Consider the following 17,744-nt stretch of genomic DNA (forward strand, 5'->3'; position numbering starts at 1 on the left):
GTGCATCAACGGCGTCTGGCAGGACCATCTGCTGTTCGGGCTGCTGCACGACGATTTCCGCGGCTGATTCGGCCGGTCCGAGAACACCTGCCGCCTTTGGTTCGCCGGCATTGCTTTGCTATAACCCCGCCGGTCGCAACGAATTGGACAGCCGGGTAGGGTGAATGGCTCAGGAGATTGAACGGGTGCCGTCGCGGCACCGGATCGCGCGCGCGGCGCGCGCCACCGTCGCGGTGGCGATCTGCGGCACTGTGCTGGCGGCAACGCCGGCGTGGTCGCAATCGATCACCGATCGTTTCAAGAGCTTGTTCGGCAGCTCCGAGAAGGATCAGGCGCCGGCCGTTTCCAACGGTCCGCCGGTCGAGAGCGAGCTGACCTGTCCGTCGGTGACGGTGCGCTCCGGGGCCTCGACCTATGCGGTCGGCCTGCCGGGCAAGGAAGCCAGCGGCTCCGATCTGCGCTACCAGGCGGTAATCAGCCGCACCGCGCGAGAATGCAATCTGAACACTGGCGTCATCACCGCCAAGATCGGCATCCAGGGCCGGATCATCGCCGGTCCGGCTGGGGCGCCGACCTCGGTCGACGTGCCGCTGCGCGTCGCGGTGGTGCAGGAAGGCGTGTCGCCGAAGACGGTCTTCACCAAGGCCTATCGCACCAGCGTCTCGATGCAGCCGGACGGCAGCGTGCCGTTCAGCCTGGTGGCCGAAGACGTCGCCTATCCGGCTCCCTCGGTCTCGGACAACGACGCCTATGTGTTCTATGTCGGATTCGATCCGCAGGCGCTGAAGCCGGAGCCGAAGGCGCGCAAGCGGAAATAGCGGCGGCGATCGCCGGCAGCGGCAACGCTGCCCGCGCCGCGACTGCAAAAACAAAAAGGCCGGCGCGATCGCTCGCGCCGGCCTTTGATTTGTAACAGGCGTCAGCTCCAGTTGAGCTTGCCGCGGACTTCCTGGATGCCCTTGCTGAGCAGCTCGTCGGCGAGGTTGCCCTTGACCGATTCCGACAGGATGCGCGAGGCCGCCGCCACCGCTGCTTCGGCTGCCGCCGCGCGAACGTCGGCGAGCGCCTGGGCTTCGGCGAGAGCGATCTTGCTCTCCGCAGTCTTGGTGCGGCGAGCGACGAAGTCTTCCAGCTTGGCCTTGGCTTCCGCCGCGATCCGTTCGGCGTCGGCCTTGGCGCTTTCGACGATCGCCTGCGCTTCGCGTTCGGCCGAGGCACGGCGCGCGCGATAGTCGGCGAGCAGCTTGGCGGCCTCTTCCTTCAGCTTGCGCGCTTCGTCGAGCTCCGCCTTGATCCGGTCGCGACGCTTGTCCAGCGCCTGCAGCACGGTGCGGTGCACGCCGAAATAGGCGAACACGCCGAGCAGAATGACGAACGCAATCGCGACCCAGGTTTCTGCTTCTCCGAAGATTGCCATCAGCCTCAGCCCTTCAACGAAGCGTCAACCGCGCTGTCCACCGCCTTGCCGTCCGGCGTCACGCCGGCGAGCTGCTGGACGATCGCCGAAGCGGCGTCCGACGCGATGTTGCGCACGTTACCCATCGCGGCGGTACGAGTCGCTGCGATGGTCTTCTCGGCGTCGGCGAGCTTCGCCGCGAGCCGCTGTTCCAGCGTCTTGCGCTCGGCTTCCGCCTGCGCATTGAGCTTTTCACGGGTTTCCGCGCCGATCGCCTGAGCCCGGGCGCGGGCGTCGGCGAGTTCGGCCTCATAGGCTTTCAGCGCGTCGTCCGCCTCGCCCTTCAGCTTCTGAGCCGCCGCCAGATCGCCGTCGATGGTCTTCTGCCGCTCTTCGATCACACCGCCGACGCGCGGCAGTGCGATCTTGGAAACGATCAGGTAGAGCGCAACGAATGCGATCGCCAGCGACACCAGTTGCGAGGCAAAGGTTTCCTGCTGGAAGGGCGGGAACGGCGCCTTGTGGCCTCCGCCCGCTTCCGTGTGGGCAGTGGTGCCCTTGGCGTCGCCATGACCTTGAGCCACGGGCTTCTCCTGTTCGGCCGGTCGCGACCCCGGAAGGTCAGGACCGGATTTGGGATCTTAGAGGGCGAACAGCAGCAGCAGCGCGATCAGCAGCGAGAAGATGCCGAGCGCTTCGGTCACCGCGAAGCCGAAAATCAGGTTGCCGAACTGGCCCTGGGCGGCCGAGGGGTTACGCACCGCAGCGGCGAGGTAGTTGCCGAAGATGATGCCCACGCCAGCGCCGGCGCCGCCCATGCCAATGCAGGCAATACCAGCGCCAATGTACTTCGCGGCAATCGGATCCATGTAACGAACTCCTGTTGGGGTTGGGTGTAGTCGTTTGCGAGTGGGTCTTTAGTGGCCCGGATGAATTGCATCGTTGAGATAGATGCAAGTCAAAATGGCGAACACATAAGCCTGCAGGAACGCGACCAGCAGCTCCAGCGCGGTCAGCGCGATGGTCAGGCCGAGCGGCAGCACGGCGCCGAACCAGCCGACGATGCCGAGTGCGCCGAGCATCGCCACGAAGCTCGCGAACACCTTCAGCGCGATGTGGCCCGCCAGCATGTTGGCGAACAGACGCACCGAGTGCGAAACCGGCTTGAGGAAGAACGAGATCACTTCGATGAAGACGACCAGCGGCAGGATGTAGACCGGAACGCCGGAGGGCACGAACAGCTTGAAGAACTTCAGACCGTTCTTGGAAAACCCGTAGATCAGCACCGTGAAGAACACCAGCAGCGCCAGCGCGACGGTGACGATCAGGTGGCTCGACACCGTGAAGGTGTAGGGCACGATGCCGATCAGGTTCGATACGGCGATGAACATGAACAGAGAGAACACCAGCGGGAAGAACTTCAGGCCTTCCTTGCCGGCCGTCGACCGTATCATGTTGGCGACGAATTCGTAGGACAGCTCCGCGATCGACTGGAACCGGCCCGGCACCAATTGGCGGCCCGGCACCAGCATCAAGATGGCGATCAACGCCACCGTGCCGAACATGTAGGCCGACGAATTGGTGAACGCGATTTCTTGTCCGCCAATGTGACCGAGGGTGAAGAGCTTGGTGATCTGGAACTGATGGATCGGATCGGCGGCCATTCGTCTCTCAGTCTGTCGGTGTCGCGAGCTTGCGCGGGATTCGAACGATCGGTGCGCCTTGGATCCCGCTCAGAGTCGCTCGGATTGTTTTGCCATGACGCCTGCTGCCCGCATCACGTTGACTACACCGGCGATAAAGCCGATCAGCGCAAACGCAATGAGACCCCAGGGCGAGGTCGAAAACAAACGATCGATACCCCAGCCGAGAGCCGCTCCGCCGAGAACGCCCGCAATCAATTCCGATGAAAGCCGAAAACCGAGCGCCATCGCCGAGGCTTTGGCATGTCCGTTTTCACTTCCTGTTTCGGATTGATCCGTCTGGAGTTTCCGGCTCACCCGAGAATGGGTCAACCGTTGTTCCAGGCTTCCGAGCCGTGCGGAAAGCGCAGCCTCCTCAGGCGATCCGTCGCGCGGTTCATGCGCTGGTCGGCTGCTGTCGTGCGTGTCGTCCGCCATGTTGTGGAGACCCGAACTAGCTGCCGCTAACGATGAAATAACGCCCCAGAAACCCTTAAAAGCCGCGCGGACCATACTGACCACCTGTTGGCAAGTCAAGATTCGGTCGCAGCCGCTTACAGCGTTGTTTTGGCTGATTTTATTGAGGATTTGCGAGTCCGTGCGCTAACTTGTCCGCAGTGCATTTGCGGCGGTGCGCCATGATCCGGCTTGCATGGCCGGAATGGCTCTGATCCGATGCAATCGCTTCCGGCGATCGGTTCGCAACGGTCCTGCGGAACGCCATCGCTATCGGAGACTGTATGTCGCGCCGGATCGACTACTACTTCTCGTTTCAATCGCCCTGGGCCTATATCGGCCACCAGCCGTTGCGGCGGCTGGTCGAGATCTACGATCTGCGGCTCGTCTACAAGCCGGTGTTGCTGACCGGGCTGTTTTCAGAGACCGGCGGTATGCCGCTGGCGAAGCGCCATCCGGCGCGGCAGCGCTACAGGCTGGTCGAGCTGCAGCGCTGGCGTGACAGACGCGGGCTCGACTTCAAGTTGTGGCCGAAGCATTGGCCGTTCGATGCGCGGCTCGCCGATGGCGTGGTGATCGCGGCGCTCGCCGCTGGACACGATCCCGAACCGTATCTGCAGCGCGCTTTTGCCGCGGTGTGGGAGCGCGAGCTTGATCTCGCCTCGCCGGCGGTGCTGATCGAGCTTGCCAATGCGGCCGGCCTGCCCGGCGAAAAGCTGGTCGCGCATGCCGGTTCGGACCAAATTCGCGCCGCTTACGAGCAGAACCGGCTGGATGCGATCGCCGCCGACGTGTTCGGCTCGCCGGCCTATGTGCTCGACGGCGAGGTGTTCTGGGGCCAGGATCGGATCGAACTGCTCGAGGATGCGTTGAAATCCGGTCGCGCCCCGTACCGGCCGACGAACTGAGGCCCCATATAGGCGGGGTCTTTGATTCCGAGAGGCGGAGCATCCCAATGAGCTTTGCACCCATGGCCGTGGCCTTCTTGCCCGCGGGCGCCAGGCGCAGCCCGCGCCTCGCCGCGCTGACGTTGCTGCTTGCTGTCGGCGGCGCCGGCGGCGCGCTGGCCGAAACGCCACTGCCGGACAGCGAGAACGGTCGCTATGCCTTCAAGCCCGCAACCGAGGGCGTGGTGCGGCTCGATACCCGCACCGGCAAGGTCTCGACCTGCACCGATAAAGGCAGCGGATGGGCCTGCTACGAGATCGCCGACGAACGCGCCGCGTTCGATGCCGAGACCGGACGGTTGCAGGCCGAAATCGATCGGCTGAAGAAAGAGGCCGATACGCTGCGCGCTGCCAACGACAGCCTGAAGGCGCAGCTTGCCAGCGCCGGACAGCCCGGCGTCAAAACCGATGAGGCGCTGCCCAAGAGCGACAAGCTGCCCCAGCCGCAGATCACCGAGAAGGACGGCCAGCGCAAACTGGAAATCCCGCTGCCGAGCGATCAGGACGTCAATCGGGTGATGGGCTTCCTCGAGCGCGCCTGGCGCCGTCTGGTCGAGACGGCCAACCGGCTGCAGAAGGACTTCAGCGGCGACAAGATCTGATCGGTCGCGACACGAGGTCATCGATGAGTTCATCCCGTACTCTCAGTCGCGCGCCGCTGGCGCACGCGACCGCCACCAGCGTCGCCTCGTCGCTCCTGACGGTGCAGACGAGTGGGACCGGCTTTACCGACATCACGCGCGAGCTCGCGGCATTCGTGACCGAGGCGCAGGCCAAGGACGGTGGTCTCACCGTGTTCGTGCGCCACACCTCCGCGTCGCTGACGATCCAGGAAAATGCCGATCCGACCGTGCTGGTGGATCTCACCACAGTGCTGAACCGGCTCGCGCCGGAGAATGCCGGCTGGCGTCACGACACCGAAGGGCCGGACGACATGCCGGCCCACGTCAAGACGATGCTGACGTCGGTCTCGCTGCAGATCCCGGTGCTGCAGGGCCGGCTCGCGCTCGGCACCTGGCAGGGCGTGTATCTGATCGAGCACCGGGCGCGGCCGCATCGCCGCGAGGTCGTGCTGCAGTTCATCGGTACGACGGCGTAATCGCTCTTCCCAACTGCGCCCTCATCCTGATGAGGCGCCCGGCGGAGTCGGGTGTCTGGAAGGATGAGGACATGCAGTAGCCGCGGCCTATGGTTCGAGACAGCGCTACGCGTCTCCTGACCATGAGGTTGTGCACTTGTTATCCGCCTCATCTCAGCGCCAAAAACAAAACGGCCGCGAATTGCTCCGCGGCCGTTGCTATTTGGTAGGGCCGGCGCCGGCCGGCTGATCATCAGGTCTTGCTGATGTCGACGTTCTTGGTTTCCGGCAGGAAGATCAGGCCGACCACGACCGTAATCGACGCGAAGACGATCGGGTACCACAGGCCGGCATAGATATCGCCGGTCGAGGCGACGATCGCGAATGCGGTCGCCGGCAGCAAGCCGCCGAACCAGCCGTTGCCGATGTGATACGGCAGCGACATTGAGGTGTAGCGGATCCGGGTCGGGAACAGTTCGACCAGCAACGCTGCGATCGGGCCGTAGACCATCGTGACGAACAGCACCAGGACGAACAACAATCCGATCACCGCTGCGGTGCTCGAATTGAACACGTCGAACGGGTGCGCCATCTTGATGATCTGCGGATTGCCGGCCTTCGGATAACCGGCTTCCTGCACCGCCGCGAGCACCTGCGGGTTGGAGGTCTTGGCGTCGGTGTACGGCACTTCCTTGTCGTTCACCATCACCTTGACGCCGGAGCCGGCGGGGCCGTTGATGGTGGAGTACTTCACCGACGACTTCGACAAGAAGTCACGCGCGGTGTCGCACGGCTTGGTGAAGACGCGGGTGCCGACCGGGTTGAACAGGTCGCCGCAGCCCGCCGGATCGGCGACGACTTGCACCTTCACGGTCTCGATCGCCTTTTCCAGCGCCGGGTTGGCGTAGGTGGTAATCATCCGGAAGATCGGGAAGAACGACAGCGCCGCGATCAGACAGCCGGTGAGGATGATCGGCTTGCGGCCGATCTTGTCCGACAGCCAGCCGAAGATGATGAAGAAGCCGGTGCCGAGCAGCAGCGACCACGCGATCAGCAGGTTCGAAGTGTAGCCGTCGACCTTCAGGATCGATTGCAGGAAGAACAGCGCGTAGAACTGGCCGGTGTACCAGACCACGCCCTGGCCCATCACCGCGCCGAGCAGCGCGATCAGCACGATCTTGGCGTTGCCCCAGTTGGCAAACGCTTCGGTCAGCGGTGCCTTCGAGCTCTTGCCTTCCTCCTTCATCTTCTTGAACACCGGCGACTCGTTGAGCCGCAGCCGGATCCAGACCGAGACGCCGAGCAAGGCGACCGACACCAGGAACGGCACGCGCCAGCCCCAATCGGCGAACGCCGCTTCGCCCACGATGGTGCGGGTGGCGAGGATCACCAGCAGCGACAGGAACAGGCCGAGGGTCGCGGTGGTCTGAATGAACGCAGTGTAGTAGCCGCGCTTGCCGGGCGGAGCATGCTCGGCCACGTAAGTCGCGGCGCCGCCATACTCGCCGCCGAGCGCCAGGCCCTGCAGCAGGCGCAGCGTGATCAGGATGATCGGGGCGGCGATGCCGATGGTGGCCGCGTTGGGCAGCAGGCCGACGATGAAGGTCGACAGGCCCATGATCAAGATGGTGACCAGGAAGGTGTATTTACGGCCGACGATGTCGCCGACCCGGCCGAACACGATGGCGCCGAACGGACGCACCAGGAAGCCGGCGGCGAAAGCGAGCAGCGCGAAGATGTCCCGGGTAGCCGGCGGATAAGCGCTGAAGAACTGGGCGCCGATAATCGCGGCGAGCGAGCCGTACAGGTAAAAATCGTACCATTCGAAAACGGTACCGAGCGAAGATGCAAGAATGACGAAGCGCTCGTCACGGGTCATTCCACCCGACCGCCTGCTCGTCTCGGCAAGTGTAGCCATCAGCGTCTGCCTCCCTTGGGTTGTTTCGAGGGCTATGTTGTTGTTTTGTTTGAGGTCCGAGCCACAGCGCCGGGCGCGCGGCAACGGTCCGTCAGTGTACGGTAGCACCGGTACCGTCCTGCGGCATTACGACTTTCGACGCCAAATCCGCTGATAGTTGCGCTTGCTCAATGTTTTTAGGTTGCCGTGAGGGCATGATGGTACGGACAAGGCATCCACGTCCGCCTTGCCAGCCGTCCATCAGAGGGCGACACTTGCCACCCAACTTGCCATCGGTTCGCTTTGGCGTTCCGAGAGCGAAGACGGTTTGGTTCCAGCTTGCGAGTAAGGGACACCATGAGCACCCCCGCCAGCACGCACTTGATCATTGCCGACGACCACCCGTTGTTTCGCGATGCGCTCCGTCTGGCGGTTGCCAGCGTGGTGTCCTCCGCGAAGATCGGTGAGGTCGGTTCCTTCGAAGACCTGACTGCAATGCTCGAGCGCGAGGGTGACGTCGACCTGGTGCTGCTCGACCTCAAAATGCCGGGGATCAGCGGGTTTTCCGGGCTGATCTACCTTCGGGCCCAGTATCCTGCGATCCCGGTCGTCGTGGTGTCGGCCAGCGACGACGTCGAAACCATCCGCCGCTCGCTCGATTTCGGCGCCTCCGGCTTCGTGCCGAAGCGCTTCGGCGTCGAAAAGCTCGGCGAGGCGATCCTGCGGGTGCTGGACGGCGACGTCTGGGTTCCGCCGGATGTCGACCTGTCGGCTGCGGCTGATCCCGAGACCTCCAAGCTGCGTGACCGGCTGGTGACGCTGACCCCGCAGCAGGTCCGGGTGCTGATGATGCTATCCGAAGGCCTGCTCAACAAGCAGATTGCCTACGAGCTCGGGGTGTCGGAAGCGACCATCAAGGCTCACGTCTCGGCGATCCTGCAGAAGCTCGGCGTCGAAAGCCGCACCCAGGCGGTGATCGCCGCGGCCAAGATCTCCGGCAGCCAGTGGCGCCAGGAAGAGCCGATCGCGTCGTAAGCCTAGCATTGGCTTAGGTCGACCAATTCTTGTTTATTCCGTCATGGCCGGGCTCGTCCCGGCCATCGACGTCTTTAGACGAGCGTAGCTGCGCAGCAAGGCGTGGATGCCCGGCACAAGACCGGGCATGACGGACGTCGTCGGCCTATCTCCCGTCATTGCGAGCGAAGCAATCCAGGGCTCCGGCGCACGGGGCTCCTGGATTGCTTCGTCGGCTTCGCCCCCTCGCAATGACGCTATGAACTCGGCGTTGCGCCGACCTATCTCGGCGGCGCTTACTCCGCCGCCACGACCGACTGCTGGGCGTGCCACTGGCTCAGCAGCGCCCGCAGCGACGCGGCTTTCACCGGTTTGTTCAGCACCGCGATTTCCTCCTGCCGCGCCGAGGCGCGGACGCCGGGGCTGCGGTCGGCCGTGATCAGGATCGCCGGGATGCTCTGGCCGAAGCGGGCGCGGATTTCACGGATCGCCGCGATGCCGTTGCCGCGGTCGAGGTGGTAGTCGACCAGAAGGCCGGTGACGCGCTGCTCGCTGCCCTCGATTGCGCGGACCGCGGCTTCCGGATCGGCGACCGCGATCACCTTGGCGTCCCAGGTGGTCAGCAGCGTCTTCATGCCGTCCAGGATCGCCGGATCGTTCTCGATGCAGACCACCAGGATGCCGCTCATCGAGGCGCGCGATAGCGGTGTGGCGCTGGTCACCGCTGCGGTGTGATTGACGGCTTCGGCGACCGGCACCGTCACCGAGAAGCAGGAGCCGCCGCCGCGGTTGGAATCGAGCGCAATGCCGTGGTTGAGCACGCGGGCCAGCCGCTCGACGATCGACAGCCCGAGCCCCAGCCCGCGCGCGATCCGCGCGCCCTGCTCGAGCCGATGAAATTCCTTGAAGATCTCGCCCCGCTTGAGGATCGGCACGCCAACGCCGGTGTCGTAGATGCCGATCCGGAGCGACTGCCCCTGACGGCGGCAGCCGACCAGGACGCGGCCCTGCGGAGTGTATTTGATCGCGTTCGAGATCAGGTTCTGCATCAGCCGGCGCAGCATCAGCCGGTCCGACTGCACCGGCAGCGAGCACGGCACGAAGGTCAGTTCCAGCCCCTTGGCTCGGGCGGTCGGGGAGAACTCGATCTCCAGCGACCGCATCAGGTCGCCGACCACGAAGTTGGTCAGCGACGGCGTCATTGCGCCGGCGTCGAGCCGCGAGATGTCGAGCAGCGCGCCGATGATTTCTTCGATCGCCTGCAGCGACTCGTCGATGTTCTCGACCAGGCGAGAGTCTTCGCCGCCATTCTGGCGCTCGACCAGACTGGTGGCGTAGAGCCGGGCCGCGTTGAGCGGCTGCAGGATGTCGTGGCTGGCGGCGGCGAGGAAGCGGGTCTTGGAGATGTTGGCTTCTTCGGCCGTGCTCTTGGCGAGAGCCAGCTGCGAATTCAGCCGGGTCAGCTCCTCGGTGCGTTCACGCACCCGGCGTTCCAGCGTGGCGTTGGCGCGCTCCAGCGCTTCGGCGGCTTCGAAGCTCGGAGTGACATCGGAGAAGGTGATCACTAGGCCGCCGTCGGGCATTCGGTTGGCGCGGACCTCGACCACCAGATGACGGTCCGGGAAGCGCTCGATGAACGGTTCGCCTTCGGTGGTGTAGGCCGCCATCCGCATTTGGGTATGCGCTTCGGCGTCGATCGGTGCGGTGCTGTTGCTGGCGAGGAATTCCAGGATCTCGATCAGCGGAATGCCGATCTGGATGATGTGCGGCGGCAATCCCAGGATCTCGCCGAACTGCCGGTTCGAACAGATCAGTTGCAGCTCGGGATTGAACACCGCGATGCCCTGGCGGACGTGGTTCAGCGCGGTCTGCAGGATCTCGCGGTTGAAATGCAGCGCGGCGTGAGAGTCGTCGAGCAGCTTTAGGGCAGCTTCGGCCGACACCGTGCGCTTGCGCAGCAGCAGCGACAGCACTAGCCGGGACGAGGCCGCACCGATCGACGAGGCGATCAGATGCTCGGCGTGCTTCAACAGCTCGAAATCTGCAGGTGCCGCGGGATCGAGTGTGATGCGGCGGCCGGCGGCGAAGCTGCGGAAGGAGTCCCGGGTGCGGTCCGGGCCGAGATATTGCGACACCGCGCCGACGATGTCCTGCACCGTCACGGTGGTGCGCCAGCGCCGGAACGCCGGGGTCATCGGCGTCAGCGTGTCCGGGACGAAGACTTCGGCCTGCAGCCGTTCGATCGAGGACGGCTGCCGCAGCAGCGACAAAAGGATGTAGGCGACGAGATTGAGCGACAGGCTCCACAGCACGCCGTGGAGAAGGGGCGGCAGATCGGAGCCGAACAGCGCCTGCGGCCGCAGCGCCTCGATGCCCCACGGGCCGTGCTGCAACAGCAGCAGGCCCGTGGTGCTGTTCTCCATGAAGCTCGGGATGAACAGCGTATAGGCCCACACTGCGAACCCGACCAGCAGGCCGCCGATGGCGCCGCGCGCGGTGGCGCGGCGCCAGACCAAGCCACCGAAGAACGACGGCGCGAACTGAGCGATCGCAGCGAACGACAACAGGCCGATGGCGGCGAGCTGGGTGTTGCCGAGTGCCCGGTAGTACAGATAGGCGAGGATCAGGATCGCGAAGATCGCGACCCGCCTCACTGTCAGCAGGAAACTGCCGAAATTGCGCTGTTCGTCGGGACGGGGCGCGCCGTGCCGTTTCAGCACCAGCGGCATCACCAGATCGTTTGACACCATCACGGCCAGCGCGACGCATTCGACGATCACCATCGCGGTGGCGGCCGACAGCCCACCGATGAACACCGCGACGCTCAGCATCGGGGCGTCGGCGTCGATCGGTAGCGCCAGCACGTACATGTCGCTGTCGACCTTGCCGAACGGGAATTTGACCAGGCCGGCGAGCGCGATCGGGATCACGAACAGATTGATCGCAATCAGGTACAGCGGAAACAGCCAGCGGGCGCGACCGACTTCGGCCTCGTTCGAATTCTCCACCACGCTGACGTGGAATTGCCGCGGCAGCATCATGAAGGCGCAGAACGACAGCGCCGTCATGGTCAGGAAGTTGGCCGGCGACGTTGAATCCAGCGCGCGGACCGCTTCGGGCATCTGCGTCGCCCGTTCGATCAGGGCCGATGGGCTGAACATCCAGAAGGTGACGAAGATGCCGGCCGCCAGGAACGCCACCAGCTTGACGATCGACTCGGTGGCGACCGCGAGCATCAGGCCGTGCTGATGCTCGGTTGCGCTGGCCTGCCGGGTGCCAAACAGCACCGTGAACAAGGCCATCGCCATCGCGACGATCAGCGCGATGTCGCCGACGATCGGGATGTCGGCGATGTTGTGGTCATCGCCCAGGATGGTCTGCAGCGACGACGACACCGCCTTCAGTTGCAGTGCAATGTAGGGGACCGAGCCGATGATCGCGATGATCGCCACGGTGGCGGCGACCTTCTGGCTCTTGCCGTAGCGGGCCGCAATGAAGTCGGCGATCGAGGTGATGTTCTGCGACTTGGCCAGTCGGATGACGCGGCGCAGCAGCGGTGCAGCGACCAGCACCACCAGGACCGGACCGACATAGATCGCCAGGAAGTCGAAGCTGGAGCGGCTGGCGAAACCGACCGAGCCGAAAAAGGTCCAGGACGTGCAGTAGATCGCCAGTGACAGCGGGTAGATCAGCCCGCCGGCGCGCTCGCGCTGGCCTTGCGAGAGCCGGTCGCCCCAGCTCGCGACGACGAACAGAAACCCGATGTAGGCGAGGGCGGCTGCGATCACGCCCCAGTCGTGCAGCATCGCGGTCGTGCTCCCTCGCGTCAGGCGGCAGGCGATTGATCAATCACTTCCCGCGCAGGCCGCCGGATGCAGGCCTGCGGGACGCAATTGCAAGTCTACCAAAACAGAAGGGGCGCCTGCGACAGGGATTTTCCCGGCCGCGGGCGCCCCCGCTGAAGATCGTTACCGCGGCGTGCGAGCGATACGGATCACTCCGCAGCGATCGCCTTGGCGCCGAGCGGAAGGCCGAGCTCGTTCCAGACCTGCACCAGGGCTTCGGCCAGCGCGTCGATCAGCTTGTCGTCGTGATACGGCGACGGCGTGATGCGGAGCCGTTCGAGGCCGCGGGCGACGGTCGGGTAGTTGATCGGCTGGATGTAGATGTTGTGCTGCTCCAGCAGCATGTCCGACGCCTTCTTGCACTTCTCGGCGTCGCCGACGAACACCGGCACGATGTGGGTGTCGGTCGGCATCACCGGAATGCCGGCGTTGTTCAGCACGGCCTTGACCCGCGCGGCGCGATCCTGATGGCGCTCACGCTCCCAGGTCGAGCTGCGCAGATGCTTGATCGCGGCGGTCGCAGCGGCGCAGATCGGCGGCGGCAGCGCGGTGGTGAAGATGAAGCCCGGTGCGTAGGAGCGTACGGCGTCGATCACTTCGGTCTTGCCGGTGATGTAGCCGCCGAGGCAGCCGAACGCCTTGGCGAGGGTCGCTTCGATGATGTCGATGCGGGCCATCACGCCGTCACGCTCGGCGACGCCGGCACCGTGCGCACCGTACATGCCGACCGCGTGCACTTCGTCGCAGTAGGTCATCGCGTTGTACTTCTCGGCGAGATCGCAGATCTTCGCCAGCGGAGCGGTGTCACCGTCCATCGAGTACAGGCTCTCGAACGCGATCAGCTTCGGACGGTCGGGACCGGCGGCGATCAGCAGCTCTTCGAGATGAGCGGTATCGTTGTGGCGCCAGACCACGCGCTCGCAGCCCGACTGCCGGATGCCTTCGATCATCGAATTGTGATTGAGCGCGTCCGACAGGATCAGGCAGTTCGGGATCAGCTTGCCGAGGGTCGACAGGCCGGTCTGGTTAGAAACGTAGCCCGAGGTGAACAGCAGCGCCGCTTCCTTACCGTGCAGCGAGGCGATCTCCTGCTCCAGCTGCACCAGCGGATGATGCGTACCGGCGATGTTGCGGGTGCCGCCGGCGCCGGTGCCGATCCGGGTTGCGGTCTCGACCATCGCGCCGACCACCTTCGGGTGCTGGCCCATGCCGAGATAATCGTTCGAGCACCAGATCACGACATCGCGAGCTCCGGAGTTCGAGTGCCACGTAGCATGCGGGAACCTGCCGGCAATCCGCTCGAGATCAGCGAACACCCGGTAACGACGCTCGTCGTGAAGGCGGGTGAGAGCGTCTTGAAAGAATTGATTGTACTGCATCGCGATGACCTGTTGGGGAGGCGGATCGAACGACGGAACGCCGCAGAACCGGCGAAACTATTAGAACTCTTCCATCAAGGAAGTCGAGGCGCAATTCGGCGATCGAGCTGCGCCCGACGCGATCCATATCATCGGTTCCGCAGGGCAAGGCTTGATGAAGATCAATGCCTTGGCTCGAATGCGGCCTTGTCAGGGATCACGCGGACAACGCCGCAAACGTTAAGCGCTGGTGAACCGCAATAAGCCGTCCGTCGTGGGCGCCAGCTGCAAACGGTTCTGCGTCAGCATGTAGTTGACGTGAGCGATCAGCTCGCCGACCGCAAAGCCGGTCTGATGCGCATCCAACACGTGTTTGTGAAATACCACCGGGACCAGTTCGGCCGAACTCATCGGGGTTGCGCGGCAGGCGTCCGCAATCATCCCGCAGCGCTCCTCGTGATGATCGGCGAGCTGTTTGATGCGGGTCTTGACGCCATGGAACGGCAGGCCATGGCCCGGCAGCACCAACACGTCGTCCGGTAATAGTGTGTCGAGCTCGGCAAGCGACGAAAGATAGGAGCCGAGCGCGTCTTCGTCAGGCTCGTGTGCCCACACGCTGACATTCGGCGAGATCTTGCTCAGCACCTGGTCGGCGGAAAGGAACAGCTTATCGGCCTCGCAATACAGCATCACCTGATCGGGCGAGTGGCCGGCACCGGTGATGATCCGGAACGACCGTTGCCCGATCGTGATGTCCTTGCCGTTGGCGAGCCGACGATAAGCTGCCGGCAGCGGCACGGTCTTCTTCAGATAGTCCTGGCCGCGGCCGACAAGCTGGTCGATCACGGCTTCGTCGATTCCGTGGCGGCGGAAGAACGCGCGGTTGTTGACCAGCCGCTCTTCGGTGCGACGGTTCTGATGATACACGCCTTGCAGATACTCGATCTGCGACATGTAGAACGGGCAGCCGAACCGCTGCACGATCCAGCCCGCCATGCCGACATGGTCCGGATGGGCATGGGTGACGATCACCCGGCTGATGCGAAAGCCCGCCAGCGCACCGTCGAACAGCGTCTCCCAGGCCGCGATGGTTGCATCGTTGCCGAAGCCGGTGTCGACCATCGCCCAGCCATCGCCATCGGCGAGCAGATAGATGTTCACGTGGTTGAGCCTGAACGGCAGCTTCAGCCGCAGCCACAACACGCCCGGCGCGATCTCGACCGTCTGGTCGGGGCCGGGGTGGCTGTCTTGCAAGTAGTGCAATTCGTCGTGCGGCGTCTCGGTCGCGTCGGTTTTCTTATGCATTCGGCGCATGCTCCCTGATCCGGCTTACCGGGCGCGGCGCGGCGGCGCCAGCCGAAAAACCGTCAGGGCCGGTTGCAGTCCTCACAGGCCTCAAATTCCAGCATCTGGACGCAAAAAAAAGGGCCGGCGGGGCTAGCCGCCGGCCCTGACTTTCAGGTTGGGGTGCCGATCAGGCGGCGCGGATATTGGTCAGGAATGCGTCGATCTCCTCGCGCAGCAGCGCCGCTTCCTGGCGCAGCGAGCCGGAGGCATTCAGGACCTCGGCGGCAGCAGAGCCAGCCTGCGAGGCGGCGGCGCTGACGCCGACGATGTTGCTGGAGACTTCGCTGGTGCCGCCGGCCGCGTGCTGGATGTTCCGGGCGATCTCGCGGGTCGCCGCGCCCTGTTCTTCGACCGCCGCCGTGATGGCGGTGGTCACCTCGTTGATCGACGTAATGGTCTGGCCGATGTTGCGGATTGCGCCAACGGCCGAGCTGGTCACCCCCTGCATGGCGGCGATCTGCGCCCGGATCTCCTCGGTCGCTTTGGCCGTCTGGCTGGCGAGGTCCTTGACCTCCGCCGCCACCACCGCAAAGCCGCGGCCGGCGTCGCCGGCGCGCGCGGCTTCGATGGTGGCGTTGAGCGCCAGCAGGTTGGTCTGCGAAGCGATGCTCTGGATCAGGTCGATCACCGCGCTGATCCGCTCGGCGTTGTCGGCGAGGCCCTGCATCGTGGTGTCGGTCTCGCCCGCTTCGCGCACTGCGCGGGTCGCGATCTCCGCCGAGGTAGTGACCTGACGGCTGATCTCGGCGATCGACGAGGCGAGCTGCTCGGTGCCGGTCGCCACGGTCTGGACGTTGACCGAGGTTTCCTCGGCAGCTGACGCGACGGTGGTGACCAGCGCGCTCGACTGCTCGGAGGTGGTCGCCATCGTGTGCGCGGTTTCCTGCATCTGGTCGGCGGAAGATTGCAGCTTCTCCATGGCGCTGCGCACGGTTGCCTCGAATTCGGCGATCCGCGCCTCGATCCGCTGCGTGCGTTCGGCCTTGGCAGCGCGATCCTTGTCCTGCTCTTCGCTCAGCGTCCGCGCCCGGATCATGTTGTCGCGAAATACTTCCAGCGATTCGGCCATCACGGCGATCTCGTCGCGGCGGCTGCCGCGCTCGATGGCTGTGCTGAGGTCGCCGGCCGACAGGCTCTGCATTGATTTCTGCAGGCCGCCGATTCGCCGCAGGATGCTGCGTCCCACATACAGCCAGACGAACAGCGCCGAGCCGATCAGCGTCGCTGCGCCGAGCCCGATCATCACCCGCGTGGCCAACGTGATCTGCGCCTGGGCGTCCGAGGTGCCGACGGTGGTCTCGTTGCGGACGTTGTCGACGAGTTGTTTGACGCTGATGCCGAGGCCGACGTTGAGCTTGCGGGTCTCGTCGAGCAGGAGATCGCGATAGTCGCGGGCATCGAGCTCGAGCTGGCGCAACTTGAACGCGCCGGTCTTGCCGTCGCCGAGCGCCATCAGCTTCTGGGCCGCGGCCTTGATGTCAGCGGTGGTCTGATTCTGCGGAAGACCTTCCAGGTTGGTATTCACCACCTGACGGGCTTCCTTAAAGCTGGCTTCGACCGGCTCCAGATCATCGGCGCTGGAGGCCGACAGTGCCGCCATCAGATTCGAGGCGATCAGATTGCTCTGCGCGATAACGTTGCCGAGCTGTTCGATTTGGCGTCCGGTTGCAGTCGCGTCGTCCTGCGACAGATTGGCCGAACCGAGCACGGCATTCATCTGAGTCTGTGCGTCGAGCATCGCAGGGTTGGCGACAGCGATGAAGGCGTCGTGCGAGCGGCGCAGCTCTTCATACAGCTTGGCGTGTTGCGTGGTCAGATCGAGCCGCTCCTTGGCGGCTGCGCCGAGGCTGCGGATGGTGTCGTCGATGTTCTTCAGGGTTTCGTTGAGCGCCGAAACGACTGCCTTGTCGCCACCGTAAGCCGTGATGTCGGCGAGCTTCTGGATCGCGACCTGCTGGGCCGCCTTCATCCGGGCTGAGCGTTCACGGAGTTGTTCGGCGGAGAGCGAGTCGAGAAGGATGGGCGCCTGACTGGCGAGACTTTCACTTTCGGTGGCGAGCTGGAGGCTGGCGGCAAGTTTGGGAATGTCGCGGCCGCTCAGCTCGGCGATCGTACGCCCCAGCTGATGCAGGCTGATCCCGGCCCACGCGCTGATCAGGATCGCCATGCCGGCGATCACGGTGAACGCAGCGAACAGGCTGCCACGAATTCCGAGTTGCGGAAACTTCAGCCGCGGACGCCGGAATTTCGCGAATTTCCCAGACATGTTTCCCCCAACCTGGACTTTGCACTGACGCGTCGTCTCAGCGACGCTGCCCGGGAGTATCAGTTTAGGGGGTTAATATTCTTCACGTCGTTCTACGAGGAACGATCGCTATTTGAGCGATCGGTGCGCCCGGTTCTGACATGGTTTCGAAAATGAAAAAGGGCCGGCGCGAGGCCGGCCCTTCCAACTTCCCGCAAAGGAAGTGATCAGGTCTTAGTACTTGGCGACGACCGGACCGCCCCAGTTGAAGCGGTAGTTCAGGCCGGCCTTGACCACGTGCTCGTCGTTCTTGGCCGAGAAGCCGTTGCCGAGGTCGACGTTGCCGAAGTCGTAGTACTGGTACTCGATCTTGCCCGACCAGTTCGGAGCGAACAGGTATTCGAGACCGCCACCGACGGTGTAACCGTCCTTCTTGCTGTCGATCGCAACGGCAGCGAAACCGCCGGCGTTGGGGACGA

16 protein-coding genes and 1 pseudogene are annotated in these 17,744 nt (G+C 64.4%); 6 read left to right on the forward strand and 11 right to left on the reverse strand.

The window, feature by feature from the left end:
• Together DYI24_RS07015 and DYI24_RS07020 are read left to right on the forward strand one after the other, a co-directional pair.
• Nucleotides 1–67 (forward strand): annotated as a pseudogene (locus DYI24_RS07015) (GNAT family N-acetyltransferase); the annotation flags it as partial.
• A gap of 97 nt (nucleotides 68–164) precedes the next feature.
• On the forward strand, nucleotides 165–818 hold the full coding sequence (locus DYI24_RS07020) for a hypothetical protein (protein ID WP_164571775.1): 654 nt from the start codon (nucleotides 165–167) through the stop codon (nucleotides 816–818).
• Nucleotides 819–919: 101 nt separating this feature from the next.
• Here the strand turns inward: DYI24_RS07020 and DYI24_RS07025 are convergent, their stop codons facing one another.
• From DYI24_RS07025 to DYI24_RS07045, 5 genes are all read right to left on the reverse strand, one after another.
• Complete coding sequence (locus DYI24_RS07025) at nucleotides 920–1,417, reverse strand: F0F1 ATP synthase subunit B family protein (RefSeq protein ID WP_164571776.1); 498 nt, start codon at nucleotides 1,415–1,417, stop codon at nucleotides 920–922.
• Nucleotides 1,418–1,422: 5 nt separating this feature from the next.
• Nucleotides 1,423–1,980: a F0F1 ATP synthase subunit B gene (locus DYI24_RS07030; protein ID WP_107343013.1), complete on the reverse strand. Its 558-nt coding sequence runs from the start codon at nucleotides 1,978–1,980 to the stop codon at nucleotides 1,423–1,425.
• Between the two features lie 57 nt (nucleotides 1,981–2,037).
• Nucleotides 2,038–2,265 carry a F0F1 ATP synthase subunit C gene (locus DYI24_RS07035; protein ID WP_009796340.1) on the reverse strand — a complete coding sequence of 76 codons (228 nt, stop codon included), beginning with the start codon at nucleotides 2,263–2,265 and terminating at the stop codon, nucleotides 2,038–2,040.
• 48 nt (nucleotides 2,266–2,313) lie between these two features.
• On the reverse strand, nucleotides 2,314–3,060 hold the full coding sequence (locus DYI24_RS07040) for a F0F1 ATP synthase subunit A (RefSeq protein WP_107343014.1): 747 nt from the start codon (nucleotides 3,058–3,060) through the stop codon (nucleotides 2,314–2,316).
• 69 nt (nucleotides 3,061–3,129) lie between these two features.
• Nucleotides 3,130–3,516, reverse strand: coding sequence for an AtpZ/AtpI family protein (locus DYI24_RS07045; protein ID WP_164571783.1), 387 nt, complete (start codon nucleotides 3,514–3,516; stop codon nucleotides 3,130–3,132).
• Between the two features lie 302 nt (nucleotides 3,517–3,818).
• On the opposite strand from DYI24_RS07045, the gene DYI24_RS07050 reads away from it, so the two are divergent.
• From DYI24_RS07050 to DYI24_RS07060, 3 genes are read left to right on the forward strand one after another with little or no spacing between them, the layout of a single operon-like run.
• Nucleotides 3,819–4,442, forward strand: coding sequence for a 2-hydroxychromene-2-carboxylate isomerase (locus tag DYI24_RS07050; RefSeq protein WP_164571777.1), 624 nt, complete (start codon nucleotides 3,819–3,821; stop codon nucleotides 4,440–4,442).
• 47 nt (nucleotides 4,443–4,489) lie between these two features.
• Nucleotides 4,490–5,083, forward strand: a complete 594-nt coding sequence (locus DYI24_RS07055) for a hypothetical protein (RefSeq protein WP_164571778.1) — start codon at nucleotides 4,490–4,492, stop codon at nucleotides 5,081–5,083.
• 23 nt (nucleotides 5,084–5,106) lie between these two features.
• Nucleotides 5,107–5,580, forward strand: coding sequence for a secondary thiamine-phosphate synthase enzyme YjbQ (locus tag DYI24_RS07060; protein WP_164571779.1), 474 nt, complete (start codon nucleotides 5,107–5,109; stop codon nucleotides 5,578–5,580).
• A gap of 232 nt (nucleotides 5,581–5,812) precedes the next feature.
• On the opposite strand, the gene DYI24_RS07065 is transcribed toward DYI24_RS07060, so the two are convergent.
• The gene (locus tag DYI24_RS07065) at nucleotides 5,813–7,477 is read right to left on the reverse strand and encodes an MFS transporter (RefSeq protein ID WP_107343018.1); all 1,665 of its coding nucleotides are present in this window, start codon (nucleotides 7,475–7,477) and stop codon (nucleotides 5,813–5,815) included.
• Between the two features lie 336 nt (nucleotides 7,478–7,813).
• Here DYI24_RS07065 and DYI24_RS07070 point away from each other — a divergent pair, with 336 nt between their 5' ends.
• Nucleotides 7,814–8,491 carry a response regulator transcription factor gene (locus tag DYI24_RS07070; RefSeq protein WP_011156603.1) on the forward strand — a complete coding sequence of 226 codons (678 nt, stop codon included), beginning with the start codon at nucleotides 7,814–7,816 and terminating at the stop codon, nucleotides 8,489–8,491.
• A gap of 275 nt (nucleotides 8,492–8,766) precedes the next feature.
• On the opposite strand, the gene DYI24_RS07075 is transcribed toward DYI24_RS07070, so the two are convergent.
• From DYI24_RS07075 to DYI24_RS07095, 5 genes are all read right to left on the reverse strand, one after another.
• Nucleotides 8,767–12,276, reverse strand: coding sequence for a hybrid sensor histidine kinase/response regulator (locus DYI24_RS07075; protein WP_107343019.1), 3,510 nt, complete (start codon nucleotides 12,274–12,276; stop codon nucleotides 8,767–8,769).
• Nucleotides 12,277–12,464: 188 nt separating this feature from the next.
• A complete protein-coding gene (gene hemA, locus DYI24_RS07080) occupies nucleotides 12,465–13,694 on the reverse strand; it encodes a 5-aminolevulinate synthase (protein ID WP_107343020.1) in 1,230 nt (409 codons plus the stop codon).
• Between the two features lie 219 nt (nucleotides 13,695–13,913).
• Complete coding sequence (locus DYI24_RS07085; RefSeq protein WP_164571780.1) at nucleotides 13,914–14,978, reverse strand: MBL fold metallo-hydrolase; 1,065 nt, start codon at nucleotides 14,976–14,978, stop codon at nucleotides 13,914–13,916.
• Nucleotides 14,979–15,147: 169 nt separating this feature from the next.
• A complete protein-coding gene (locus DYI24_RS07090) occupies nucleotides 15,148–17,286 on the reverse strand; it encodes a methyl-accepting chemotaxis protein (RefSeq protein WP_164571781.1) in 2,139 nt (712 codons plus the stop codon).
• A gap of 213 nt (nucleotides 17,287–17,499) precedes the next feature.
• The coding region (locus tag DYI24_RS07095) for an outer membrane protein (protein WP_164571782.1) at nucleotides 17,500–17,744 on the reverse strand (245 nt) is incomplete at its 5' end.

The sequence above is a fragment of the Rhodopseudomonas sp. BR0C11 genome (assembly GCF_010820945.1).
GTDB classification, from domain to species: Bacteria; Pseudomonadota; Alphaproteobacteria; order Rhizobiales; family Xanthobacteraceae; genus Rhodopseudomonas; species Rhodopseudomonas palustris_H.

Coding starts and splice junctions, on each gene's coding strand:
- DYI24_RS07055 (WP_164571778.1), top strand. CDS start 4,490: ATGAGCTTTGCACCCATGGCCGTGGCCTTCTTGCCCGCGGGCGCCAGG.
- DYI24_RS07065 (WP_107343018.1), bottom strand. CDS start 7,477: ATGGCTACACTTGCCGAGACGAGCAGGCGGTCGGGTGGAATGACCCGT.
- DYI24_RS07050 (WP_164571777.1), top strand. CDS start 3,819: ATGTCGCGCCGGATCGACTACTACTTCTCGTTTCAATCGCCCTGGGCC.
- DYI24_RS07020 (WP_164571775.1), top strand. CDS start 165: ATGGCTCAGGAGATTGAACGGGTGCCGTCGCGGCACCGGATCGCGCGC.
- DYI24_RS07025 (WP_164571776.1), bottom strand. CDS start 1,417: ATGGCAATCTTCGGAGAAGCAGAAACCTGGGTCGCGATTGCGTTCGTC.
- DYI24_RS07040 (WP_107343014.1), bottom strand. CDS start 3,060: ATGGCCGCCGATCCGATCCATCAGTTCCAGATCACCAAGCTCTTCACC.
- DYI24_RS07045 (WP_164571783.1), bottom strand. CDS start 3,516: ATGGCGGACGACACGCACGACAGCAGCCGACCAGCGCATGAACCGCGC.
- DYI24_RS07035 (WP_009796340.1), bottom strand. CDS start 2,265: ATGGATCCGATTGCCGCGAAGTACATTGGCGCTGGTATTGCCTGCATT.
- DYI24_RS07085 (WP_164571780.1), bottom strand. CDS start 14,978: ATGCATAAGAAAACCGACGCGACCGAGACGCCGCACGACGAATTGCAC.
- DYI24_RS07070 (WP_011156603.1), top strand. CDS start 7,814: ATGAGCACCCCCGCCAGCACGCACTTGATCATTGCCGACGACCACCCG.
- hemA (WP_107343020.1), bottom strand. CDS start 13,694: ATGCAGTACAATCAATTCTTTCAAGACGCTCTCACCCGCCTTCACGAC.
- DYI24_RS07090 (WP_164571781.1), bottom strand. CDS start 17,286: ATGTCTGGGAAATTCGCGAAATTCCGGCGTCCGCGGCTGAAGTTTCCG.
- DYI24_RS07060 (WP_164571779.1), top strand. CDS start 5,107: ATGAGTTCATCCCGTACTCTCAGTCGCGCGCCGCTGGCGCACGCGACC.
- DYI24_RS07075 (WP_107343019.1), bottom strand. CDS start 12,276: ATGCTGCACGACTGGGGCGTGATCGCAGCCGCCCTCGCCTACATCGGG.